Source organism: Nocardioides alcanivorans (genome assembly GCF_021555175.1).
Classification (GTDB): domain Bacteria; phylum Actinomycetota; class Actinomycetes; order Propionibacteriales; family Nocardioidaceae; genus Nocardioides; species Nocardioides alcanivorans.
Window position 1 is genome coordinate 335,838 of sequence record NZ_JAKGRW010000019.1, and the last position, 21,224, is coordinate 357,061.

The window sequence follows — 21,224 nt, forward strand, 5'->3', positions numbered from 1 at the left end:
CGTCGTGTTCCCTGCGATCGGTTCCGTACCCCGGGGCGACACCTCCGTACGTCGAGGTGTCGCCTCCGTGGCGCCGCCGGCCAGGAATGCAGAACGGCCCGACCCCCAGTGGGCGTCGGGCCGTCCGGCGAAACGGATCAGCTGGCGGGCGGACCGGCCAGCAGTGCCACACCGGTGAGCGCAGCGACGGCGATCACACCCGCGACGAGGCCCTGCAGCGGCTTGGTGACCAACCACGCCGTGACCTTCTCGAGGAAGCCGACCGGCTTCTCGGAGCGCAGCCGCCAAGTGCCTGCGAAGAAACCGCGCTTCTCACCTGCGAGGTCGAACCACACGGTGACGAACGGGGGCACCGCGGCAAGAAGGCCGACGAGCGTGCGCTTCGCGGGCCACTTCGCGTCGATCGCCACCACGATCGTGGTGAGTACGTAGGCGACGAAGACGACACCGTGCACCATGCCGCCGATGCGGACACCCAGCTCGGTGGTCTCGGTGACGTACTTGAGGAACATGCCCGACAGCAGCATGGCCCAGGTGATCGCCTCGGCCACCGCGACGATCCGGAAGAGACGCTTCGGGCTCATGCGAACACCTCGGCAGCGAGGCCGGTGAAGAAACCGAGGCCCTCGACCCCGGGGCCGCACAGCGCCTCGACCGCGTGCTCGGGATGCGGCATCAGACCGACCACGTTGCCGCGCTCGTTGGTGATGCCGGCGATGTCGCGCAGCGAACCGTTGGGGTTGACGTCGAGGTAGCGAGCCACGACGCGACCCTCTCCCTCCAGCCGGTCCAAGGTCTCGGTGTCGGCGACGAAGAAACCCTCGCCGTTCTTCAGCACCACCGTGATCTCTGCGTTCTCCGCGTAGGAGTTGGTCCACGGGGTGCGGTTGTTCTCGATGCGCAGGCGCTGGTCACGGCAGACGAACTTGCGGTGGTCGTTGCGGATCAACGCACCGGGCAGCAGGTGCGACTCGCAGAGCACCTGGAAGCCGTTGCAGATGCCGAGCACCGGCATCCCCTGCTCCGCTGCTGCGATGACCTCGGTCATGACGGGCGAGAAGCGCGAGATGGCGCCGCAACGCAGGTAGTCGCCGTACGAGAAGCCGCCGGGGAGGACCACTGCGTCGACGCCGCGGAGATCGTGGTCACCGTGCCACAACGCCACGGCCTCGTTGCCGCCGATACGGACGGCGCGCTGCGCGTCGACGTCGTCGAGCGAGCCCGGGAAGGTGACGACGCCGACCTTCATGCCGTGGCCTCGACGTGGACGGTGTAGTCCTCGATGACCGGGTTGGAGAGCAGCGTCTCGGCGATCTTCTCGACCTCGGCGAGCCGCTCGGGGGTCACGTCGCCCTCGAGTTCGAGCTCGAACCGCTTGCCCTGGCGTACGTCGAGCACGCCGTCGAAGCCGAGCCGGGGAAGTGCACCCTGCACCGCCTTGCCCTGGGGGTCGAGAATTTCGGACTTGAGCATGACGTCGACGACGACCCGGGCCACGGGGACTCCTCTGGCGGAACGGAAGACTGAGCGGTACCGATTCTATCGGAGGGCCGAGCGCCCCCGACCCGCGCGTCGACGTACGGACGGCCGCCATGGTTGGGCCGGTGCGGCACGATGGGAGACATGGCAGCCCCCAACGCGCATCTTCACCGTGGCCTCGCTCTGGAGTTCCCGCAGTCCTTGGCGGTCTACGCGAGCTATCCGGAGGCCCAGCGGACCGTCGACCACTTGGCCGACAAGGGATTCCCGGTGGAGAACTGCATGATCGTCGGCACCGACCTCAAACAGGTCGAGCGCATCACCGGGCGCCTCACCACGGGCCGCGTGGCGGGCCTCGGCGCAGTCACGGGTGTCTGGCTCGGCGTCTTCGTCGGACTCGCCCTGTCACTCTTCGGTGATGGTTCCGTCTTCGCCGTGATGTTGTCCACGGCGATCATCGGCGCCCTCTTCGGCATGATCTGGGCGCTGCTCGGCTACGCCGCCACCCGCGGCGAGCGCGACTTCTCGTCCGTCAGCGCCGTGGTCGCCACGAAGTACGAGGTGCTCGTCGAGCACAAGCACCGTGCCAACGCGCTCGAGATCCTCGCCGACCTCCCCGGCGCACTCCCCAGCCCCTTCGAGTAGTCCTGCCACGCCTTGTCCGCGTGGGCCGACCACCGTCTTTCGGCCCCATTGGGCCGCGGTAGTCCCTGACGTTCTTGCTCCTCAATCGGCTCCGAGGCAGCAAAAACGTCAGGGACTATCCAGAAACGGCCGCGGTCAGGAGAGCTCGCGCTTCAAGATCTTGCCGGTCGCGGTCATGGGGAGGGCGGGGACGATGTCGATGACGCGGGGGTACTTGTAGTTCGCCATCTGCTCCTTGCCCCAGGCGATGAGCTCCTCGGAGGTCGTGGTGGCACCCGGGTTGAGGATGACGTGGGCCTTCACCTCTTCGCCGTGGGTCTCGTGCGGTACGCCGATGACAGCGGCGAGGGACACGTCGGGGTGGGTGAGCAGGACCTCCTCGATCTCCCGCGGATAGATGTTGTAGCCGCCGCGGATGATCATGTCCTTGGAGCGATCGACGATGTAGTAGTAGCCGTCGGCGTCCTTGCGCGCGAGATCACCAGTGCGGAACCACTCGCCGTGGATCGCCTCGGCAGTCGCCTCGGGGCGGTCGTAGTAGCCCTTCATCACGTTGGGGCCCTTGACGGCGATCTCGCCGATCACGTCGTCGCCGTCCGCCAGGTCGTTCCAGTCCTGGTCGATCAGCTTCATCTCCACATCGGTGATCGGCACACCGATCGAGCCCACCCGCGGACGTTCACCGAAGACCGCGAAGCTGGCCACCGGGGAGGTCTCCGACAGGCCGTATCCCTCCAGGATCACCACGCCGAAACGCTCCTCGAACTGCTTGTGCACCTCGACCGGGAGCGCCGATCCGCCGGCAGCAGCAATGCGGAGGTTCTGGGCGATGGCCTCGACGTCGACGCTGTCGTCGAGGGCACCGAGCAGGCCCCAGTACATCGTCGGAACACCGGCAAAGAAGGTCACCTCGTGCCGCAGCATCAAGGACAGCGCCGCCTTGGCCTCGAAGCGCGGCAACATCACGACCGTGCCGCCGAAGGCGAAGGCACCGTTCTGGATGACGGTCTGGCCGAAGGAGTGGAAGAGGGGAAGCACCGACAGGTAGGTGTCGGGGTTGGCGGCATCGGCGCCGAAGAGATCCTTGCTCACCAAGGCGTTGGAGCTCATGTTGCGGTGGGTCAGCTCCGCACCCTTGGGCTGCCCTGTCGTGCCAGACGTGTAGAGGATGACCGCCGTGTCCTCGGCCCGGGTCGCCACGGTCGTGAAGCTCCCGGGCTGGTCGGCCACCGCCTGCGCCATCGTCTGAGTGCCCGAGTACGGCGACTCGGCCGCAGCGTCGGCGGTGATGAGGAAGAAGTGCTCACACCCGTCTGCCTGCTCGAAGCCCGCGTGCCCCTCCGCGCCGATCGGAAGCTCCGGCGTACCTTCGAAGCAGAAGTAGGCCTTCGCGTCGGAGTCACCCAGGTGGTAGGCGACCTCGCGGCCCTTGAGGAGCACGTTGAGCGGCACGACCGTGGCGCCAGCCTTGAGGATGCCGTAGTAGACGATCGAGAAGTGCGGGATGTTGGCGCAGCTGAGCGCGACCTTGTCCCCGGGCTCGATGCCGCGGGAGACCAGCAGGTTGGCGACCTGGTTGGCCGCACCGTTGACCTGCGCATAGTTGAGGCGTACGTCGCCCAGCACCACGGCGTCGCGCGTCGGGTACTTCTCGGCGGATCCCTCGAGCAGTGATGCCAGATTGAGCACTGTTCCTCCAACGTCGATCGGGTCGTTGGATGAAAACCTACTGGCGGGAAACAATCTCGTCGCGCAATTCCTGCAGGTCCGGCGGGGCTAGAGCAGGTCGCGGGCGGCACGACGCAGGTCGGCAGCAGCGACGTGGGCGCCGATCCCGTCGAGGAGCAGCCGCCCGATCCGACTGGTGGAGTCGGCGGTGGCGGTGACCAGCGTCCGCTGGGCACCCTCGTCAGCGGGCAGGGCGGCGAACTCCAGGCTCAGCGTCACCTCCACGCCCCGCCAGGTGCCGCGCTCGGTCCACCGCACCGGTCGCTCCCAGGCGGTCACCTCCATCAACGGTCGGATCCCGAGCCGGGTGACGTCGTACCAGCGGGCGCCGACCCCGTCCTGGTCAGGCGTGACCGGGACGACCGTGCGCAGGCTCGACTGCCACCGGGCGCGGAGTCCCGGGTCGGTGAGGTGGTCGAAGGCCTGCTCTGGCGAGGTCTCGAAGACGACCGAGACGGGGAAACCCACGGTGGCCCTCAGAAACGCAGGCCGGTGAGCGTCTCGTAGGCCTCGACGTACTTCGCGCGGGTCAGGGCGACCACGTCGTCAGGCAGGGCCGGGGGCTTCACACCCGAGGCCTTGTCCCAGCCCGAGGCCGGAGAGGTGAGCCAGTTGCGCACGATCTGCTTGTCGAAGGAGGGCTGCGTGCGGCCGGGCCGCCACTCCTCGGCCGGCCAGAAACGCGACGAGTCGGGCGTGAGCACCTCGTCGCCCAACACCAACGTCGCGTCGGCGCGGGCACCGAACTCGAACTTGGTGTCGGCCAGGATGATGCCGCGTTCGCGGGCGATCTCCTCCGCACGGGTGTAGAGCTCGAGCGTGGTGGCCCGCAGCGTCTCGGCGACCTCGACACCGACCGTGGCGACGACTGCCTCGAAGGAGACGTTCTCGTCGTGGTCGCCGACCGCAGCCTTGGCAGCAGGAGTGAAGATTGCCTCGGGGAGCCGCGATCCGTCTTCCAGGCCGTCAGGCAGCGCGACGCCGCAGACGGCGCCGGAATCGCGGTAGTCGAGGAGGCCCGAACCGGTGAGGTAGCCGCGCGCGACACACTCCACCGGATACATCTCCAACTGCTCGCAGATGACCGCGCGACCGGCCACGGACTCCGGCACCTCGGTGCTGATCACGTGGTGCTCGAAACCGAGCTGCTCGAACCACCACAACGACATGCGGGTGAGGATCTCGCCCTTGTCGGGGATCGGGGTGTCGAGCACGAAGTCGTAGGCGCTGATCCGGTCGCTCGCGACCATCAGCAGCTTCCCGGTGTGCTCGCCCTCGTCCATGCGGTAGAGGTCGCGGACCTTTCCGGAATGCAGGTGGGTCGTGCCGGGGATGACCGGCGCAGGAGGGATGTTCAGGTCGGCGCTCACGTCATCAACCCTACTGACCGGCAGCCCGGCCTCAATGGGTGGTGGGCGCGGGCTGACCGCGGCCTCGAGAACAGCAGGATTCCAGCAGTGATCACGCCGAGCGCAGGCGGCGCTCGAACGATGCCTGCCGACGCTCCAGCTGCTGGACGCGTTCCTCGGCAGTCACGGCGTGGCCTGCCCCGAACAGACCGGCTGCCTCGGCGAGCGGAACATGCCTCATGTCGACCACCGCATCGCTGCCCTCGGCCCGCATCGCGCCACCCTGCCAGCGCACCACCATGATCCCGGCATCGAGGCGACCGGTGTCGATCCAGTTGTGCACGCCTGGATCGGTCGGGCCGATCCAGTAGCGCAGCAGGCCGTCGTCGTCCAAGCGCAGCTGGCTGTTGTTGAGTCCCCCGGTGGCGTCCACGCTGGGCCGGGTGACGCCCCACGGATCGGTCACCTCGACACCCACGTATTCGCTGCCGACCGGGTCGATGACCAGGAAGAGGCCGTGCCCCTCGGCGAGCGCGTAGTGCGAGGAGACCGCCGCCCCGAACGGCCGGATACGCGGCTGGTCGAGCTGATTGGCGGTCTTGGTGAAGATGAACTCGTTGTCCCACGCCAGCCAGTACTCGCCGAGCCGCGCCGCGATCGCGACCGCGCGAGCGACCAGCTCCTCGTCGGTCGGGGCCGGAGCTGCCTCGGGGCCCGAGATCCGCTCGATCGACAGCGACAACGGCTCCTGCGCCTCCCAGTCGGTCAACGCGTCGCGCACCAGCAGCCAGGTGCTCTGCGGCAGGGGGTGAGGTGGTGGGTCGCCCCAGCGACCGGCTCGGGGCCGACCGTGACCTCGAACCATCCGTCGGCGTCCGCCTCGATCTGGGAGGAGAGCAGTACGTCGGCAATCGACGCGCCCTCCCGCGTCACCGGCAGCACACCCTCGTCGCCGCCGTAGCAGATGAAGGAGAACTGCGCCGCCGGTCGCTCCGGCACCCGTGCCCGGATCCGATAGGTGGAGACACCGTCGATGGCGGCGCGCCGGTGCACGTTGTCGGGGTTGTCGATGCCGTAGCCGGATCCCGGCACGTCCATGCCGTGCCAACGGTGCGGAGCACAGGCGCCCCAGTGGAAGAAGGGGCGGGCCGGGTCGGAGACGAACGCGTGACCGACTGCGGCAGCCACGAGGCTGCCAGCGGCCTCGTCGGCGGTGGCACGACCTGCCGGTGAACCGCCGTTGACCGGATCGGCCAGGTAGAGATCACGGATCTGCTCCGTGACGGCCACCAGCTCGGGCCGCCGCAACAGCTCCAGGAGCTTGGCTTCGGCGGCGAGTTGTTCCGGCGTGCCCAGTGCGCTCATGTGCTCCTCGTTCTCGCCCGTGCCCACGCGCGATGCGTGGCCACTGCTTGCAGGTTCGTCGATCAGCAGGGAATCGACCACGGGTCCGCCGGCGCTCGCGGCACGGTTCCGGTGGTCAGGACCCGCCAGGGATCAGGAAATGGTCGCCGCGTGGGCACCCGCACGGCGACCGAAGAACGTGCCGTCACCGAGCGACGTACCCGAGATGTAGCCCTCGCCGTGCATGCCCGACGATGCGCGTCCCGCGGCGTAGAGGCCCGGGACCAGGCCGCCACCGACGCGGCGTACCCGCCCGTCGACGTCCGTGCTCAGTCCACCGAGGGTGAAGCCGGAGAAGCCGGTCGTCTTCGCGCCCTCGGGGAAGAACCCGAGGCGGGGGTCGATCGCACCCCACGGGCCCTCGAGCTTGCGCAGCCACTTCGGGTCCTTGTGGAAGAGGTCCGTGCCCGCTTCGGCCCCACGGTTGTAGGCCGCAACCGTGTCCTGCAGTCCACCCGCGGGAATGCCCAGCTCGACTTCCAGCTCGGCCAACGTCTCGGCGGCGTGGCTCGGACGGACACCCCAGGCGTCGACATCCGAAACCTCCTCGAGCCCCTGCTCGTCCATGATCACCCAGCACGGACCGGGCTGGTGCAGGGCGGCGTGCGAATAGAGACCCGGGTAGACGTCCTCATTGATGAAGCGGGCGCCGAGGGCGTTGACGAGCATGCCGCGCACGGCGTGGGCCGGGGTTGCGGTGTAGGCAGCTTCGACGAAGCCCATCCGGCGGGTGCTGGCGCCGACGGCAAGGGCCATCTCGATCCCCGAGCCGTCGTCGAAGCCGTCGGAGACCTTGCCGTGGCCCTGCAGGACCGGAGCGTGCTGCTCGAGCATCTCCTCATTGTCGACAAAGCCACCCGTGGTGAGGACGACGGACCGGGCGCGATAGTTCACGGTCTCGCCGAACTTGCGTGCGACCACTCCGACGATCCGGTCACCGTCGACGACCAACGCGCGGGCCCGGGTGTCGGTGTGCGTCTGCACGCCCATCTCGTCGCAGGTGGCGGTCAGTGCGTCCATCATCGCGTGACCGGCATAGCCCTTGGCGGCCGGGCGGTGGCCGCGGGGGACGGCGCGGGCGATCTCGTTGTAGGGCCAGGCGTTCTCGCCCAGCCACATGAGCCCGTCCAGGGTGAATGGCATCCACGTGGGGCTGCTGTAGAAGGACTCGTTGAACTCGACGCCGCAGTCACGGAACCAGTCGAAGTGGGCAACCGACCCGTCGCAGTAGAGCCGCAGCTTCTCCGCGTCGACGTAGGGACCGAGCGCTGCGGAGAGGTAGGCATACATGTTGTCGGCGTCGTCCTCGAAGCCGCACGCCTTCTGCACGGCCGTGCCGCCGCCCAGGTAGAGCTCCCCACCCGACTGGGCCGAGGAGCCGCCGGGGCCGCTGCCCCGTTCGAGCACCGCTACCGAGGCGCCGGCGCGGGCGGCCTCCATTGCGGCCGCCGCACCGGCACACCCGTAGCCCACGACGAGGACATCGACCTCGTGGTGGAAGTTGTCGATGTCGGCGAGCGCGACGGGTGTGGTCACATGAACTCCTGCGATTGGGGTTTCTGGTCACGTCCAAGCGTGTCGGGGCCGCGCCACGAGTGACCCCAGAAGCTGGTCCGAGTGATCTCCTCGGACGTGTAGGTGGCTTCGTCGATGCGCATGCTGTCCGTGCCGTACTGCACGTCCCAGCCGCCGGGCACGCGTACGTAGAACGACACCATGCGGTCGTTGGTGTGGCGGCCGAGCGTCGACGAGAGCGAGAAGTCCGCAGCCTCCACGGCGTCCAGCGCCATGCCGACCGCGTCAAGGGTGTCGACCTCGACACCGAGTGCCAAGATGCCGGGGACCCGGTCCGGGGAGGCCGGGCACAGCGCCAGGCTGTGGTGGCGTGAGTTCAGGCCCAGGAAGCGGATGCGTTCCGGCTTCTCCAGGAGGGTCTCGTCAGCGAGTGCCTCGTCGGCGGCCGCCATCGGCGCCGAGCGCCCGCGCTTGGGACCGGCGACGGTGCCGAGCCGGATCGATCCGCGCGGCAGGAACCCGAGCACCTCGGTGTAGAACGAGACCGACTCCTCCACGTGGGCGGTGGGCAGCACCACGTGGCCCATGCCGAGTTCCCCGGTGGCGAAACGCTGACCGTGACCGGTGCGCACCATCGAGTGGTCGAGTCCCGGGCCGAAGAACACCTCGACCGGTGAACCGGACGGGTCGGCGAACCGGATGCCGGCCTCGACCTGGCGCTGCGCGCACTCGACGAGGTCCAACTCGCGCACCGGCGTACCCGATGCGTTGAGTGCCCGTCCGACGGCTGCGAGGGCGAACTGGTCGCGCACCTCCCAGCCGACGGCGAGCAACGCGTCGGCGCCACCGGGCACGACGACCAGGCGACTCGCCCGCTCGTCCATCCGCAGGTGCAGGGCCTCAGGGAGCGGGCCGGGCACCTCCTGCAGACCGAGCGCGCCGACAGCGAGCTCGCGAAAGCGTTGGAGGTCTCGACTCTGGACCCTGAGGTAGCCCAGACCGCGGATGTGTCCCATGGATCAGATCATCGCCAGCATCGGGCCGGGAGGCGGCGTGACGTCGAGCTCGGTGAGTGCCGTGGCCTGGAAGACCGATCCGGGCACGTGGATGGCGTGGGCCAGACCCATGTGGCCGTCGCGCCAGAAACGCTGGATCGGGTTGTCCATGCGCAAGCCGTTGCCGCCGGAGCGAGCGACGACCTCGTCCATGGCCCGGACCGCGCGCCAGGCAGCGGAGACCTGGGTACGCCGGGACGCGGCCCGCTCGGCGAGCGTCACCTCGACGCCCTTCTCGGCCAGGTCGTAGAAGCGGTTGATGTTGTCGAGCATCGCCGTGCGTGAGGCCTTGATCTCCTCAGCTGCGGCGCTGATCGCGAAGAGCACGTGCGGGTCGTTCTTGATCTTGGTGCCGGTGATCTGGACGCGCGTCCTCTGGTAGGCCATGGCGGAGGCCAGCGCACCTTCGGCGATGCCGATGACGGCAGAGGTGATGCCCATCGGGAAGGCCGTGGTGAAGGGGATGTGGTAGGTCGGGTTGGTCAAACCGGCTTCACGCGGGTGCGTGCCGTCCATGAACTTGTTGTAGTCCATGACGCGCTCGGCGGGGACGAAGGCGTCCTTGACGATGATGTCCTTGGAGCCGGTGCCGCGCAGACCGACGACGTCCCACGAGTCCTCGACGATCGTGTAGTCGGAGCGCGGGAGGATCACGTGGAAGCTCTGCGGCGGCTGGACCATGTTGCCCTCAGCGTCACCGAGCATGGCGCCCAGGAAGATCCAGTCACAGTGGTCGGTGCCCGACGAGAAGCTCCAGCGGCCGTTGAAGATGTAGCCGCCGTCGACCGGCTTGATGATGCCCAGCGGGGCGTAGGGGAAGCGATCCAGGTGTCGTTGTCCTCGCCCCAGATGGCCTCCTGGGTGGCCGCGTCACACATGGCCATCTCCCAGGGGTGGACACCGACGATGCCGGCGACCCAGCCGGTGGAACCGTCGAGGGAGGCGATCCGCATGACCGTCTCGGCGAAGTCGGCCGGGTGCGCCTCGGCACCGCCGTACTTCTTGGGCTGGAACATCCTGATCACGCCGGTCTCCCGAAGGAGCTCCGCGGCGCGGTCGGTCAACTTGCCGGCCTTCTCGTTGTCGGCCCCGAGCGAGGCAATCTCTTCGGCGCGCTCTTCGACCAGGTCGAGGACGGGGTTAGCCATCGTCGGGGTTCCTTCCGGCAGTGTGTCTGGTGCGGGCGAGGGAGCCGGCGGACACGAGTTCGTGACACGCCTGCCGCCCAACTCCCCGTGGTGCTCGGGTGCGAGCAGGCCTCACGTTTCCACCGGCGGCGTCACACCGCCACACTGCTTCCCAATCATCGGGAAGCCCGTCTCGCCTGCGTAGTCCCTGACGAACTTGTCGTTCCAAGCGGTCCCAGGCGACAAGTTCGTCAGGGACTACCCCGGGCCGCGGGCCAACACCCCCGTCGTACGACCGCCATTGGCCGGGACGCTCCCCGAGCGATTCGTAACGTGTTCTAGATTGGCCGCGTGCTGAAGCCTGAAGATCTCCTCAAGGAACTGTCCACGCCGAGCGGGGTGCTGCGCTACTACGAGGCCGGCCCGGCCGACGCGCCGCCGCTGCTCCTGCTGCACGGCTCCGGTCCTGGCGTCACCGGTTGGCGCAACTTCGCCGACAACCTCCCGGCTCTCTCGGAGCACTTCCGGTGCTTCATCCTGGAGTTCCCCGGCTTCGGCGTCAGCGACCCGGTCGACAAGCACCCGATGGCGGCAGCACTGCCGGCCGTCTCCGCCTTCCTCGACGGGGTCGGCCTCGACCAGGTCGACATCATCGGCAACTCGATGGGCGGCATCGTCGGCGCTCGCTTCGCGATCGAGCAGCCGGAGCGGGTACGTCGCCTGGTCACGGTCGGCGGGATCGGCAAGAACCTGCTGAGCCCGGGCCCCGGCGAGGGTCTGCAGTTGCTCATGGACTTCACCGACGACCCCAACCGCGAGCGCCTCGTGCAGTGGCTCAACTCGATGGTCTTCAACCGCGAGATGGTCACCGAGGAGCTCATCGAGGCACGCTGGGAGCAGGCGACCGAGCCGTCCACGCTCAAGGCCGCCCGGATGATGTACTCCCGCGCTGCGATGGAGGCCATGGACAAGTTCCAGGCCAAGTCGCCCGAACCGCCGTACTGGGCGCAGCTGCACCTGATCAAGGCGCGTACCCTGCTCACCTGGGGCCGCGACGACCGGGTCAGCCCCGTCGACATGATGCTGCTGCCGATGCGGACCATCCCCGACGCCGAGGTGCACGTCTTCCCGAACTGCGGCCACTGGGTCATGATCGAGCAGAAGGCCGCCTGGGAGGCCGCCGTCCTCGCCTTCCTCACCCGCGAGGACTGAGCACCCAGCTCCATCCCCGACGAGATGACATCTTCATCTCGACAGCCAGAAGGGCCCCGCCGCAGGAGTACTGCGGCGGGGCCCTTCTGACGAACGTGGTGGAGCAGCGTCAGCGGATGGAGGCCAGGCGACGGCTGGAGGGGACCTCACCGAAGAGGTCGCGGGCGATGCGACGCGCGGCGTTGACCACCAGCGGGGCAACCCGCTCGACCGGCATGGACGACTCGCCGACCACCGACAAGGCGGCGACGGGACCGCGAGGACCCCGGATGGCGGCAGCACAGCACGCGATGTTCTCGAAGCACTCGCCGACCTCGATCGCGAGACCGTTGCGCGCCCGGATCCGGCCCATCTCGTGATGGAAGTCGCCCACCTCGGCGATCGTCGCGGGGGTGCGTGCGCTCAGCTGGTCGCCGATGAGGAACTCGACCTCTTCGGGCTCGATCCAGGCCAGCATGGCCTTGCCGAGCGCCGTGCAGTGGGCAGGTGACCAACCACCGACGCGAGAGGGAACGACACTGGCGAAGCGGCCACCCATCTTGTCGAGGTAGTGGACCTGGCCTCCGTCGAGCACACCGAGGTGCACGACGGCACCGGTGCGCAGCAGGATGTCGTGCAGGTGCGGCGCTGCGGCGGCGCGCAGCTCACTGTGGTCGTCGCTGCCGCCACCGAGACCGAGAGCGCGACGGCCGAGGCAGTAGCCGAAGGAGGTGTGCTCCAGCCATTCGAGGCGCACCAGCTGGTCGAGGATGCGGTGGGCCGTGGAACGCGGGAGGTGCGTCATCCGCGCGATCTCCTCGAGCGTGTGACGGCTCTCGCGGCCCGGGAAGGTGTCGAGGATCAGCGTCATGCGCTCCACCATCGACGGTGGCAGCTGGGGCCGCTGGGTGGCAGTGGGGTTGCTGCCGTGGTCAGGCTGCATCGAGATGGTCATGCTGTCTCCCTCATCCGCGCTTCCCCGAGAACTGAAACGAATTCTAGGTCGAACTGTATCCCGGGTCACTCCCTTTGGGAAGTTCAGAACTGAAATTCATTCTAGTGACCGGGGTGATGACCGGATTCCGGTCATCGGGAGTCCGTTCTCACGCCCTCAGCGGATGCATCGTTTGATGGGTCGTCACGAGCACCGCAACGAGGAGACGCACATGCGCTTGGGCCTCAATAGCCCCCTGGTCACAGCCTTCCCGGGCCAGAACTCCCCGTGGGAGCAGTCCGCCGGGATCGAGGAGTTCACCGCGATCGCCGAAGCGGCGGACCGATTCGGCTATGACCACATGACCTGCTCCGAGCACGTCGCCGTCCCCGCGGAGATCGCCGAGCAGCGCGGCGGCACCTACTGGGACCCGCTGGTCACCCTCTCCTGGATCGCCGCTCGCACCACCAACATCCGGCTGGCCACGCAGATCCTCGTCATCGGCTACCACCACCCGCTGGAGATCGCCAAGCGCTACGGCACCCTCGACATGGTCAGCGGCGGGCGGGTCATCCTCGGCCTCGGCGTGGGTTCGCTGGAGGAGGAGTTCAACCTCCTCGGCGCCGACTTCCCGCAGCGCGGCAAGGTCGCCAACGACTCCCTCGAGGCCCTCCGCGGCGCCCTGGGCAAGCGCGAGGTCAGCCACGACGGACCGTTCTTCAGCTACGACAACCTCGTGGTCGAACCGCACGCGGTGCAGGAGCGGCTGCCGCTGTGGCTCGGCGGCCACACCCCCGTGAGCCTGCGCCGCGCCCTGAAGTACGGCGACGGCTGGGTCCCCTTCGGCCTCCCCCACGACAAGCTCCGCGAGATGCTCGACGGCGTCGAGGTCCCCGCGGAGTTCGACCTGGTGCTGGGCACCGGACGACCGATGCGACCGGTCAACGACCCCGACCAGGCGCGCCGCGCCCTGGCCCGCACCAAGGACGCCGGCGCCACCATTGCCAACGTGCACCTGGCTGCCGATTCCGCATCCGACTACGTCGAGCAACTCGAGGCGCTTGCCGCCATCGCGAAGGAGATCTGATGACCGACAACCGCATCGACGAGATCTTGGCGCGCCTGCAGCGCGTGGAGGACGAGCTCGAGATCACTCGCAAGGTCGCGTCGTACGGCCCCCTGGTCGACTCCGGCAGTGCGGACGAAGTCGCCGCGATCTGGGCCGAGGACGGCATCTACGACGTCGATGAGCTCTACATGGGCACCCGCGCCGAGATCCACGCCATGGTCAGGAGCGACGATCACCAGGGCCTGATCCACCGTGGCTCCGCACACTTCCTCGGCCCCGCTGCCGTGACCGTCAACGGCGACACGGCCGTGGCCGTGTGCGAGTCGATCCTCGTGGTGCGCCACAAGGAGCGCTTCATCCCCGCCCGCGCCGGCATCCACCACTGGGAGTTCGCCCGCACGGCAGAGGGCTGGCAGTGCACCCGTCGTACCTCTCGACTGCTCGACGGCAACGCCGACGGTCACGCGCTGGCCCACGCGGGTGGCCGAGGTGACCAGCGGCCGGAGTCGATCGCTGCGGTGGTGAACTGATGACGGGCAAGCTCGACGGTCGCGTCGCGGTCATCACCGGTGGCGGCGACGGCATCGGCGCCGGGATCGCACGCAAGTACGCCGCCGAGGGCGCCACGGTGCTCATCGCGGAGATCAACGCCGAGAACGGACAGGCGGTGGCCGAGGAGATCGGCGGGCGCTTCGTCCAGGTCGACGTGACGCAGCGCGACCAGGTCGAGGAGATGGTCCGGGTCGCCGTCGAGGAGCTCGGCTCCCTCGACATCCTGGTCAACAACGCCTGGGGTGGGAGCAACACCGGCCGGGTCGAGTTCAAGACCGACGCGATGCTGGACCGCGGCTTCCAGATGGGCTACTACGGACCCTTCTGGGCCATGCGCGCTGCCTTCCCGCACATGAAGCAGGCCGGCTGGGGTCGCATCATCAACATGTGCAGCCTCAACGGCGTCAACGCCCACATCGGCACCCTCGAGTACAACTCGGCCAAGGAGGCGCTGCGCGCCCTGAGCCGTACGGCGGCCCGCGAGTGGGCCCCCACCGGCGTCACCGTCAACGTCATCTGCCCGGGTGCTCGCAGTGCCGCCTTCGAGCGCACGATCAAGCTGCACCCCGAGATCGAAGCGGCCAGCAGCAACGCCAATCCGATGGGCCGGTTGGGCGATCCGTTCGACGACATCGCTCCTGTGGCAGTCTTCCTGGGTAGCGAGGACAGCCGTTATGTCACCGGCAACACCATGTTCGTCGACGGTGGCGGACACATCAACGGAGTGGCCTGGACCCCGGAGCTTCCGGACCAGCCTGTCGAGTGAGTCGCACGGAGGGAGCGGGGATGACCCCGAGGGAGCAAGTGCTGGAGACCTTGGCGGACTTCGCCCGGGCGACGGATGCGCGTGACTGGGTGACGCTGCAGGCGATGCTGCACCCCGAGAGCGTCGGCTACGGCCAGGAGGGGTGGACCCGATCATGCGGTCCTTCCACCACCACCTCGGCCGGACCGGCACCACGCAGCACCTGCTCGGCAACCATCGCGTGAGCTTCGTCGATGACGACACCGCGCGGGTCTACAGCTATGCGCGGATCATGCACATCGGCATCGATGACCAGGAGGGCAAGAGCCTCGAGCTCTTCGGTGAGTACGACGATCTCCTCGTCCGCCGCTCGGCCGACGATCCGGCAGGCACCGGCTCCGGCAGTCAGAGCGGCTGGCTGCTCAAGCGCCGGCGTCTGGAGATCCACCACTCCATCGGAGACTGGAACGTCATCCACGCCTACGAGCCCTACGAGGCCTGACGTCTCCCCGACGGAGTAGCACGTGTTGCACGACCGAAGTAGCGCCCCTTGTGCCGGGCGGGCAGGATCTGCTACTTCGTCACGCAGGATCCGCTACTTCGCTGCCCGCGGGCAGGCCCCACGGACGGCACCGGCATGATGGGCACCGAGGCACCAACTGAAGGAGTGGGCGTGGGCAACCGATGGCCGAAGTTCGTCTACCGCGACGGCGAGGAACCGGACTATCGCTTCAGCTTCGCCAACGAGCGCACCTTCCTGGCCTGGATCCGCACTGCCCTGGCCCTGCTCGCAGCGGGGGTCGCCGTCGACGTGGTCGACCTGTCGCTGAGCAACACCCAGCAGCACGTGCTGGCAGTCCTCCTCGTGGTCGCCGGCCTGATCACCGCGCTCGCCTCGTGGATCCGCTGGGCGCTGTCCGAGCGCGCGATGCGACGCCGTGAGGCCCTCCCTCCTTCGGCGCAGCGACGTTCTTCGCGATGGTCGTGGCGATCGCCGCGCTGATCGTGATGACCGGCCTGCGTTGACATGGCTGATTCCGGGATCGCCAACGAGCGTACGGCGCTCGCATGGCAACGCACGGCGCTCTCCCTCGTCGCCGGGGCCGCGATCATCGCGCGGCTGGCCGTCGACGAGACAGGGCCGGCAGTGCTCGTCCCGCTGTTCATCGCCGCCCTGCTGGGGGCTGGATCTTCTTCGAGAGCAAGGCCCGCTACAGCCATTCAGCGGGCCGTACCCAGCGCCAGGGTGGTCGTGGCGGCCGCGCCGCGCTCTCGCTCGCGATCGCGACGACGTTGATCGCGGTGGCCGAATTGATGATGCTTGCCAGATGATCCGGACGTGCCGATGAGCGGCCTCGAGCTGACCTGGTGGGGCCACGCGAGCTCGACCGTCACCTTGGGCGGTGTACGCATCGCCCTCGACCCGGTCTTCCCGAAGCAGCTCGCGCACCTGCGCCGGCGCATCGTCACTCCCCGCGCGATGCGACGACCGCCGACCTCGTGCTGATCTCCCACCTGCACTCCGACCACCTGCACCTGCCGACGCTGCGACGGTTCCCGGCCACGACGGAGATCGTCGTCCCAGCCGGCGCCGGACGGCTCCTGCGCGGCTTCCCGCACCGGGTCACCGAGCTCGGGCCGGGTATGACGACCACCCGGCTCGGCCTCACCGTGCAGGCACTCCCGGCCCACCATCCGTGGAGTCGTTTCCCCGGATCCCGCGCACAGGCACCGCCCCTCGGCTTCCGGGTCAGCGGCAACGGCTCGTCGTTGTGGTTCCCCGGTGACACCGGTCTCTTCGACGGGCTCGACGAGGTCGTCGAGGTCGACCTGGCGCTGGTGCCGATCGGCGGCTGGGGCCCGACCCTCGGCGAACACCACCTCGATCCCGTGCAGGCAGCCGAGGCCGTGCACCGCGTCGGCGCCCAGTGGGTGGTGCCGGTGCACTTCGGCACCTATTGGCCCCTGGGGCTGGAGGTCGCCCGCCGCACCCGGCAACGGCTCTTCGTCGAGCCGCCGTCCCGTTTCGCCGATGAGATGGCCCGGCGCCTGCCCGGCGTACGCCTGGATCTGCCCGACCCCGGCGCCCACCTCACCGGCGACTGATACGCGAACCCGCACTCAGATCCAGCGAACCCGCAGGAAAGTTGACTTTCGTGCGGGTTCGCTGGATCCAAGTGCGGGTTCGCGGGAGGAGGTGACCCGTGGTTGCGGTCGGACTACGGGGGTGCCGACCGCAGCCACGGGCGTCTGTCAGGCCTGGCGGCGGCGCCGCCCGACCAGAACCGTCCCGAAGGCCAGCGCGAGGAGACCGGCGACCAGGATGAGGACCGAGGGTCCACCTGCGTTGGGCAACCAGTCGTCGGACGTGTTGTCCCTCTCCTCGTCGTCCTCGGCAACGGCCTCGTCCGGGAAGGTGTTGGTCACCGTCACCGAAGCAGTCGGTGAGACCACGACCTCGCCGTCCGCCTTCGCGTCCGAGTCGGCGTAGGAGACCGTCACGCCATCGGCGACCTTGACCTCCACCACGACGCACTCCGCGCCCAGGGGCACCGTGAAGGTCTTGGTCTCGTCGGCCTTGAGGGTGAACGTCGCCTCCTTGTCGGCCAGCGCGACCTCTCCCTGGTCGGTCGTGCAGGCGAGGGTGAAGTGGAACGGCCCCTTCGTGGCGGTCTCCCCTCGACCAGCTTCGTGACGGTGAGCTCACCGGCGTCGAAGGTGTTGGTGACCAGCACCGCCGCGGCTTCGTCGCCCGGTACCACCGCGGGTGCCGCCTGGTCCGGCGCGGAGATCATCGTGTGGGTGGCCCCTCCCGCGTCGGTCTCGGCGACCCAGCACTCCGCGCCCACCGGCAGGCCGTCGATCGTCAGGGTCTCCCCTGCCGTGATGGTGTGCTCCTGCGCGGTGAACAGCTCAGTGGAGACGCCGTTCTGCGGCAGCACGCACGTCACGGCGACGGTGTATTCGCGGCCCTCGGTGAAGTGCGCGGCCTCGCCGTCGACGGCCTTGGTGATCTCGATCGAGCCCAGGTCGAAGGTGTTGGTCACCGTGAGCTCCAGCGCCTGCAGGTCCTGCGGCGTACCGGCGGTCACGACGACGGCGTTGTCGAACGAGTCGGCGTTGACGGCCACCGAGGTGGCGCCACCGGTCTCGGTCTCCTCGGCCCAGCAGTGCGTGCCCAGCGGCAGCAGCACCGGCTCCCCGGCGGCGTCGGCGAGGGTGACCTGCTCCCCGCCCTTGATCTCGACCGACGCGCTGTGCACGACCTGGTCGGCCGCGCCCACGGCGCAAGTGACGTCGACGGTGAAGACCGCGTCGGTCGCCCAGTCCTTGTCAGCGCCCTCACCGGCGAGGAGCTTCTCCAGCGACACGATGCCGGCGGAGAACTCGTTGGTGAAGGTGGCCACGACGGTGTTGTCGTCGGCGTTCTCGCTGATCAGCACGGTGACCGGGTCGGGGGTCTCGTCGGCCCCGCCGTTTCCGGTCTCGGTGACGGTGCAGGAGGCACCGATCGGGAGTACGGCGTCCACGGTGCCGGTGAGCTCGGTGGCGTCACCGTTGCGGACGATCACCGTGGGGAACGGCCCGAACGACGTGCCCTCGAAGGTGCACTCGGTGCTGAACTCGTAGGGTCCGGCGGTCAGGTCGACACCGGCGCCGTCGAGCAGCTTCTTGATCTGCAGGGTGCCGCGGTCGAAGGTGTTGGTCACCTTGATCGCCAACCCTGCCTGGGATCCAGCAACGATCAGTACGCCGTCAGCCGGGTCGACCTCGGTGCTGGTGGCGCCGCCGTCCTCGATCTCGATCGCAGTGCACAGCGAGCCGACGGGGGCGTCCACGGTCTTGCTTCCGTTGCCCGTGATCTCCACGGTCGTCGGGAACCCGGTGGCGACCACACCGTTCATGGTGCAGGTGACCTCGATCTCGTAGTCGGTGTCGGCGCCGAACTCGGCGGCATCACCGTTGACGACCTTCTGGACCTTCAGGTCGGCCAGTGGGAAGGAGTTCTTCACGGTGACGGCCTCGAGCACCGGCGTCACGAAGGACGGCTCGATCGTGACGGTCGCGGGCGACTCCTCCGGGTGGTTGCTGACGCCGCCGTGGGTCTCCGTCTCCCAGATCTTGCACTCGGCACCGGCCGGAACACCGGTGACACTCTGCGAGTTGCCGCCGGCAACCTGGAGGGTGCCCTGCGCGACGACGAACGGATCGGCGTTGCCGACCGGGTCGATCGTGCAGCGGTAGGCCATCTCATAGGTCAGGTCGTCCACCGGCAGGTCGGCCGGGTTCTCGTCGATCTGCTTGGTGACCTCGAAACCGCCGTACGCCTGGGCGACACCGACCTTGATCGGCTCGGTGGGCGGCAGGGTGCGGGAGCCCCCACCGGCGCGCTGGGTGATCTCGGCGTGACCGAAGGAGTTCCAGGCCACGGTCGGGTCATCGACGTGCGTGACGTCCACGGGCGCCTTCATCTTGAACGCGAGGGTGACGCCCTCGCCGGGAGCGAGCGGCTCGTCCCACTTCACCCGCATCTGCATGCCCACGGCGTCCGGGCCGAAGTCAGCAGTCCAGGTGTCGGGGCCACAGTTGCTGCCCATGAGGAGGTCGTCGGTGCACAGCTCCGCCTCGGTGTCGGCGTAGAGCGTCGTCAGCACGCCAGCACCATTGAGCTGCGGCTCACTGGCCAGCACCGGCCGGTTGTCCCACGCGGTCCGACGATCGGTCTGGTCGAGCACCACGCCCTTGTCGCCCTCGACCGGGAAGCGGTCGATGATCCGCATGTCCGTGGCCGGCTCGGTGCCGGCGTTGGTCATGGTCAGCAGGTAGTCGAACTCGTCGCCGGGGTTGACCAGCGCGACACACGGGTGCGCCGTGAAGGCCACGCCGTTCTCACGCCGGACCGGGCAGCTCGAGTCACCGACTGCCACTGCTGAGCCGGAGCGGCTGTTGTACCACCCGAGCGACTCGGTTCCGGCGACCCACTTGCGGGCCTGGAACGCCGCGCCTGCCTTGGTGGTCACCACGGCGTCATCGGTGCACCACAGGCCCTCGCCGAAGTCACCGTCGCGCTGGCTCGGGTCGGTGCACACGAGCTGGTCGTGGTCGGCGGTGGCACCCATGAGGTTGCGGTGCGTGTCGTTCTCCCGCACGCCGGGAGCGAGGGTGACCTCGATCTCGATGGCGAACGTGGCACCGGGCCGGAAGACCCAGTCTCCGAAGTCCCAGGTCAGGCCGACGACCCGCTCACCCTCACGCTGCAGGGTGAAGGCCGGTGTCGGCACCGGGTCGGTACCGGCAGGCACGTCGACGTCGACGATCTTGAAGGCCAGACCCCCGTCGCCGTCGAACTCCTCGTTGAAGGTCAGTCCAGCGGGGAGCAGGTCACGCACCTTGAGGTTCGGCAGGTTGGCGGTGCCGTTGTTGGTCACCTCGAGGCGGAACGGCGCGGCCTCGCCCGGGCTGATCGCCGTGTTCGGCGTCTTGTCGACGTCGAGCTTGGCGTTGCCGGAGACGAACTCGAGGGTCGCGTCGTTGGGGTCGGCTTCACGCAGGGTGCCGTCCTCGTCGAGCGGGCTCTCGATGCCACCGGTGACGGTGTTCTCCAACGTGGTCGGGATCGGCGTCCCTGCATCGGAGCGCAAGGTCTCGCGCGGGTGCACCTCGAGCTTCACGACACCCTTGCACTCGCCGCTGTGTGCCTTGGTCGCAGCGTCGCACGGCCGGAGGACATAGCCCCCGAGCTGTGGAAGAACGTGACACGTACGCCGGTGACGGCCGAAGCGTCGACCGTGCTCGGCAGCGGGTACGTCGCGTCGTTGGCCAGCTTGGCGCTCGCGGCGCCCTCGACCCACGTGCCGTCGACGAGCGCATCGATGCGCACCCGGTCGGCCCCGACGGGGAAGACCAACGAGTGGACCCGACCCAGGTAGACGGCGTCGAAGAAGTCGGCGTCGGCGTCGGTGAGCACCAGGCGGCGAGCGCTGACGTTGCCGGTGTTGACCGAGGTCAGCTCCACCTGGGCAGTCTGCTTGCCGACTCCGGGGATCTGCTCGACCAGCGACTTCGTCGGGGTGATCTGCTTGTTGAGCGACGACGTGCTGCTGGCCGGGCCGGTGGTCAGCCCGGGTGAGCAGACCGGGCTGCCGTCCGCCAGGTTGGTCGCCTCGAACGCGTAGCAGTTGCTGAAGGAGACATCGTCAGCGATGCCTTCGCGGCGCTCGGTGACGAGGTTCAGGTCCACGCTCTTGGTCGGGCTCAGGGCACCGTCCACGACTGCCCGGACGCCGGTCGCGCGCGTCAGCAAGGGCTCGTCGTTGGCATAGGCGACCCAGGCATCGGCCTGCGGGTCGAAGACCTCGATGGCGACGTTGGGGGTGTTCGTGTCCTTGCGGATGGACGCGGAGACCAGGCGCAGCACCGAGAACGGGTTG

26 protein-coding genes and 2 pseudogenes are annotated in these 21,224 nt (G+C 68.6%); 11 read left to right on the top strand and 17 right to left on the bottom strand.

Annotation, left to right across the window (positions count from 1 at the left end; genetic code table 11):
* Nucleotides 1-137 precede the first annotated feature (137 nt).
* From L1066_RS12020 to purS, 3 genes are read right to left on the bottom strand one after another with little or no spacing between them, the layout of a single operon-like run.
* A complete protein-coding gene (locus tag L1066_RS12020) occupies nucleotides 138-584 on the bottom strand; it encodes a DUF3817 domain-containing protein (protein WP_235736547.1) in 447 nt (148 codons plus the stop codon).
* The gene (purQ, locus tag L1066_RS12025) at nucleotides 581-1,249 is read right to left on the bottom strand and encodes a phosphoribosylformylglycinamidine synthase subunit PurQ (protein ID WP_235736548.1); all 669 of its coding nucleotides are present in this window, start codon (nucleotides 1,247-1,249) and stop codon (nucleotides 581-583) included. The genes L1066_RS12020 and purQ overlap by 4 nt, the downstream gene beginning before the upstream one ends.
* Nucleotides 1,246-1,497, bottom strand: coding sequence for a phosphoribosylformylglycinamidine synthase subunit PurS (purS, locus tag L1066_RS12030; protein ID WP_235736549.1), 252 nt, complete (start codon nucleotides 1,495-1,497; stop codon nucleotides 1,246-1,248). Before purS ends, purQ begins: the two co-directional genes overlap by 4 nt.
* Before the next feature lie 126 nt (nucleotides 1,498-1,623).
* Here purS and L1066_RS12035 point away from each other — a divergent pair, with 126 nt between their 5' ends.
* Entirely contained in the window at nucleotides 1,624-2,124 is a 501-nt protein-coding gene (locus L1066_RS12035; protein WP_235736550.1) for a YflT domain-containing protein, read from the top strand.
* A 135-nt stretch (nucleotides 2,125-2,259) separates the two neighbouring features.
* On the opposite strand, the gene L1066_RS12040 is transcribed toward L1066_RS12035, so the two are convergent.
* From L1066_RS12040 to L1066_RS12080, 9 genes are all read right to left on the bottom strand, one after another.
* A complete protein-coding gene (locus L1066_RS12040; RefSeq protein WP_235736551.1) occupies nucleotides 2,260-3,813 on the bottom strand; it encodes a long-chain-fatty-acid--CoA ligase in 1,554 nt (517 codons plus the stop codon).
* 87 nt (nucleotides 3,814-3,900) lie between these two features.
* Nucleotides 3,901-4,320, bottom strand: a complete 420-nt coding sequence (locus tag L1066_RS12045; protein WP_235736552.1) for an SRPBCC family protein — start codon at nucleotides 4,318-4,320, stop codon at nucleotides 3,901-3,903.
* A gap of 8 nt (nucleotides 4,321-4,328) precedes the next feature.
* Complete coding sequence (locus tag L1066_RS12050; protein ID WP_235736553.1) at nucleotides 4,329-5,222, bottom strand: phosphoribosylaminoimidazolesuccinocarboxamide synthase; 894 nt, start codon at nucleotides 5,220-5,222, stop codon at nucleotides 4,329-4,331.
* 91 nt (nucleotides 5,223-5,313) lie between these two features.
* Nucleotides 5,314-5,982 (bottom strand): hypothetical protein, encoded by a 669-nt coding sequence (locus L1066_RS12055; RefSeq protein ID WP_235736554.1) that lies wholly within the window; start codon nucleotides 5,980-5,982, stop codon nucleotides 5,314-5,316.
* Nucleotides 5,967-6,566, bottom strand: a complete 600-nt coding sequence (locus tag L1066_RS12060; RefSeq protein WP_235736555.1) for a hypothetical protein — start codon at nucleotides 6,564-6,566, stop codon at nucleotides 5,967-5,969. The genes L1066_RS12055 and L1066_RS12060 overlap by 16 nt, the downstream gene beginning before the upstream one ends.
* A gap of 132 nt (nucleotides 6,567-6,698) precedes the next feature.
* Nucleotides 6,699-8,141 (bottom strand): FAD-dependent oxidoreductase, encoded by a 1,443-nt coding sequence (locus L1066_RS12065; RefSeq protein WP_235736556.1) that lies wholly within the window; start codon nucleotides 8,139-8,141, stop codon nucleotides 6,699-6,701.
* On the bottom strand, nucleotides 8,138-9,136 hold the full coding sequence (locus L1066_RS12070; RefSeq protein ID WP_235736557.1) for a VOC family protein: 999 nt from the start codon (nucleotides 9,134-9,136) through the stop codon (nucleotides 8,138-8,140). Before L1066_RS12070 ends, L1066_RS12065 begins: the two co-directional genes overlap by 4 nt.
* 3 nt (nucleotides 9,137-9,139) lie before the next feature.
* Nucleotides 9,140-9,880: an acyl-CoA dehydrogenase family protein gene (locus L1066_RS12075; protein WP_235736558.1), complete on the bottom strand. Its 741-nt coding sequence runs from the start codon at nucleotides 9,878-9,880 to the stop codon at nucleotides 9,140-9,142.
* The gene (locus L1066_RS12080) at nucleotides 9,826-10,323 is read right to left on the bottom strand and encodes an acyl-CoA dehydrogenase family protein (RefSeq protein ID WP_235736559.1); all 498 of its coding nucleotides are present in this window, start codon (nucleotides 10,321-10,323) and stop codon (nucleotides 9,826-9,828) included. The genes L1066_RS12075 and L1066_RS12080 overlap by 55 nt, the downstream gene beginning before the upstream one ends.
* A 330-nt stretch (nucleotides 10,324-10,653) precedes the next feature.
* Here L1066_RS12080 and L1066_RS12085 point away from each other — a divergent pair, with 330 nt between their 5' ends.
* Nucleotides 10,654-11,514, top strand: a complete 861-nt coding sequence (locus L1066_RS12085) for an alpha/beta fold hydrolase (RefSeq protein WP_235736560.1) — start codon at nucleotides 10,654-10,656, stop codon at nucleotides 11,512-11,514.
* Between the two features lie 109 nt (nucleotides 11,515-11,623).
* Here the strand turns inward: L1066_RS12085 and L1066_RS12090 are convergent, their stop codons facing one another.
* Nucleotides 11,624-12,448, bottom strand: coding sequence for an IclR family transcriptional regulator (locus tag L1066_RS12090; protein ID WP_235736561.1), 825 nt, complete (start codon nucleotides 12,446-12,448; stop codon nucleotides 11,624-11,626).
* A gap of 211 nt (nucleotides 12,449-12,659) precedes the next feature.
* On the opposite strand from L1066_RS12090, the gene L1066_RS12095 reads away from it, so the two are divergent.
* From L1066_RS12095 to L1066_RS12135, 9 genes are all read left to right on the top strand, one after another.
* Nucleotides 12,660-13,514 (top strand): LLM class F420-dependent oxidoreductase, encoded by an 855-nt coding sequence (locus L1066_RS12095; RefSeq protein WP_235736562.1) that lies wholly within the window; start codon nucleotides 12,660-12,662, stop codon nucleotides 13,512-13,514.
* Complete coding sequence (locus L1066_RS12100) at nucleotides 13,514-14,026, top strand: nuclear transport factor 2 family protein (protein ID WP_235736563.1); 513 nt, start codon at nucleotides 13,514-13,516, stop codon at nucleotides 14,024-14,026. Before L1066_RS12095 ends, L1066_RS12100 begins: the two co-directional genes overlap by 1 nt.
* Nucleotides 14,026-14,814: an SDR family NAD(P)-dependent oxidoreductase gene (locus L1066_RS12105; protein WP_235736564.1), complete on the top strand. Its 789-nt coding sequence runs from the start codon at nucleotides 14,026-14,028 to the stop codon at nucleotides 14,812-14,814. The genes L1066_RS12100 and L1066_RS12105 overlap by 1 nt, the downstream gene beginning before the upstream one ends.
* A gap of 20 nt (nucleotides 14,815-14,834) precedes the next feature.
* On the top strand, nucleotides 14,835-15,038 hold the full coding sequence (locus tag L1066_RS12110; protein WP_235736565.1) for a hypothetical protein: 204 nt from the start codon (nucleotides 14,835-14,837) through the stop codon (nucleotides 15,036-15,038).
* Nucleotides 14,969-15,295: a nuclear transport factor 2 family protein gene (locus L1066_RS12115; protein WP_235736566.1), complete on the top strand. Its 327-nt coding sequence runs from the start codon at nucleotides 14,969-14,971 to the stop codon at nucleotides 15,293-15,295. The genes L1066_RS12110 and L1066_RS12115 overlap by 70 nt, the downstream gene beginning before the upstream one ends.
* Nucleotides 15,296-15,466: 171 nt before the next feature.
* Nucleotides 15,467-15,796 carry a YidH family protein gene (locus L1066_RS12120; RefSeq protein WP_235736567.1) on the top strand — a complete coding sequence of 110 codons (330 nt, stop codon included), beginning with the start codon at nucleotides 15,467-15,469 and terminating at the stop codon, nucleotides 15,794-15,796.
* 24 nt (nucleotides 15,797-15,820) lie between these two features.
* On the top strand, nucleotides 15,821-16,090 hold the full coding sequence (locus L1066_RS12125; RefSeq protein ID WP_235736568.1) for a DUF202 domain-containing protein: 270 nt from the start codon (nucleotides 15,821-15,823) through the stop codon (nucleotides 16,088-16,090).
* A 48-nt stretch (nucleotides 16,091-16,138) separates the two neighbouring features.
* The gene (locus L1066_RS27700) at nucleotides 16,139-16,300 is read left to right on the top strand and encodes an MBL fold metallo-hydrolase (protein ID WP_235736569.1); all 162 of its coding nucleotides are present in this window, start codon (nucleotides 16,139-16,141) and stop codon (nucleotides 16,298-16,300) included.
* A complete protein-coding gene (locus tag L1066_RS12135; protein ID WP_235736570.1) occupies nucleotides 16,294-16,899 on the top strand; it encodes an MBL fold metallo-hydrolase in 606 nt (201 codons plus the stop codon). The genes L1066_RS27700 and L1066_RS12135 overlap by 7 nt, the downstream gene beginning before the upstream one ends.
* Nucleotides 16,900-17,046: 147 nt before the next feature.
* On the opposite strand, the gene L1066_RS27705 is transcribed toward L1066_RS12135, so the two are convergent.
* The 4 genes and pseudogenes from L1066_RS27705 to L1066_RS12155 all read right to left on the bottom strand — a co-directional run bounded on the left by L1066_RS27705 (nucleotide 17,047) and on the right by L1066_RS12155 (nucleotide 21,211).
* Complete coding sequence (locus L1066_RS27705; RefSeq protein ID WP_312007690.1) at nucleotides 17,047-17,247, bottom strand: LPXTG cell wall anchor domain-containing protein; 201 nt, start codon at nucleotides 17,245-17,247, stop codon at nucleotides 17,047-17,049.
* A gap of 18 nt (nucleotides 17,248-17,265) precedes the next feature.
* A pseudogene (locus L1066_RS12145) lies at nucleotides 17,266-17,412 on the bottom strand (hypothetical protein); the annotation flags it as partial.
* A 104-nt stretch (nucleotides 17,413-17,516) separates the two neighbouring features.
* A pseudogene (locus tag L1066_RS12150) lies at nucleotides 17,517-20,465 on the bottom strand (DUF5979 domain-containing protein); the annotation flags it as partial.
* Nucleotides 20,462-21,211, bottom strand: a complete 750-nt coding sequence (locus L1066_RS12155; protein ID WP_235736571.1) for a hypothetical protein — start codon at nucleotides 21,209-21,211, stop codon at nucleotides 20,462-20,464. The gene L1066_RS12155 and the pseudogene L1066_RS12150, both read right to left, overlap by 4 nt.
* Nucleotides 21,212-21,224: the final 13 nt, after the last annotated feature.

Bases quoted from the DNA above. Each gene is read 5' to 3' on its own strand.
- L1066_RS12035 (WP_235736550.1), top strand. From the start codon at position 1,624: ATGGCAGCCCCCAACGCGCATCTTCACCGTGGCCTCGCTCTGGAGTTC.
- L1066_RS12060 (WP_235736555.1), bottom strand. From the start codon at position 6,566: ATGAGCGCACTGGGCACGCCGGAACAACTCGCCGCCGAAGCCAAGCTC.
- L1066_RS12075 (WP_235736558.1), bottom strand. From the start codon at position 9,880: ATGCTCGGTGACGCTGAGGGCAACATGGTCCAGCCGCCGCAGAGCTTC.
- L1066_RS12105 (WP_235736564.1), top strand. From the start codon at position 14,026: ATGACGGGCAAGCTCGACGGTCGCGTCGCGGTCATCACCGGTGGCGGC.
- L1066_RS12125 (WP_235736568.1), top strand. From the start codon at position 15,821: ATGGCTGATTCCGGGATCGCCAACGAGCGTACGGCGCTCGCATGGCAA.
- L1066_RS12080 (WP_235736559.1), bottom strand. From the start codon at position 10,323: ATGGCTAACCCCGTCCTCGACCTGGTCGAAGAGCGCGCCGAAGAGATT.
- L1066_RS12110 (WP_235736565.1), top strand. From the start codon at position 14,835: ATGACCCCGAGGGAGCAAGTGCTGGAGACCTTGGCGGACTTCGCCCGG.
- L1066_RS12020 (WP_235736547.1), bottom strand. From the start codon at position 584: ATGAGCCCGAAGCGTCTCTTCCGGATCGTCGCGGTGGCCGAGGCGATC.
- L1066_RS12070 (WP_235736557.1), bottom strand. From the start codon at position 9,136: ATGGGACACATCCGCGGTCTGGGCTACCTCAGGGTCCAGAGTCGAGAC.
- L1066_RS27700 (WP_235736569.1), top strand. From the start codon at position 16,139: ATGAGCGGCCTCGAGCTGACCTGGTGGGGCCACGCGAGCTCGACCGTC.
- L1066_RS12095 (WP_235736562.1), top strand. From the start codon at position 12,660: ATGCGCTTGGGCCTCAATAGCCCCCTGGTCACAGCCTTCCCGGGCCAG.
- L1066_RS12100 (WP_235736563.1), top strand. From the start codon at position 13,514: ATGACCGACAACCGCATCGACGAGATCTTGGCGCGCCTGCAGCGCGTG.
- L1066_RS12090 (WP_235736561.1), bottom strand. From the start codon at position 12,448: ATGACCATCTCGATGCAGCCTGACCACGGCAGCAACCCCACTGCCACC.
- purQ (WP_235736548.1), bottom strand. From the start codon at position 1,249: ATGAAGGTCGGCGTCGTCACCTTCCCGGGCTCGCTCGACGACGTCGAC.
- L1066_RS12115 (WP_235736566.1), top strand. From the start codon at position 14,969: ATGCGGTCCTTCCACCACCACCTCGGCCGGACCGGCACCACGCAGCAC.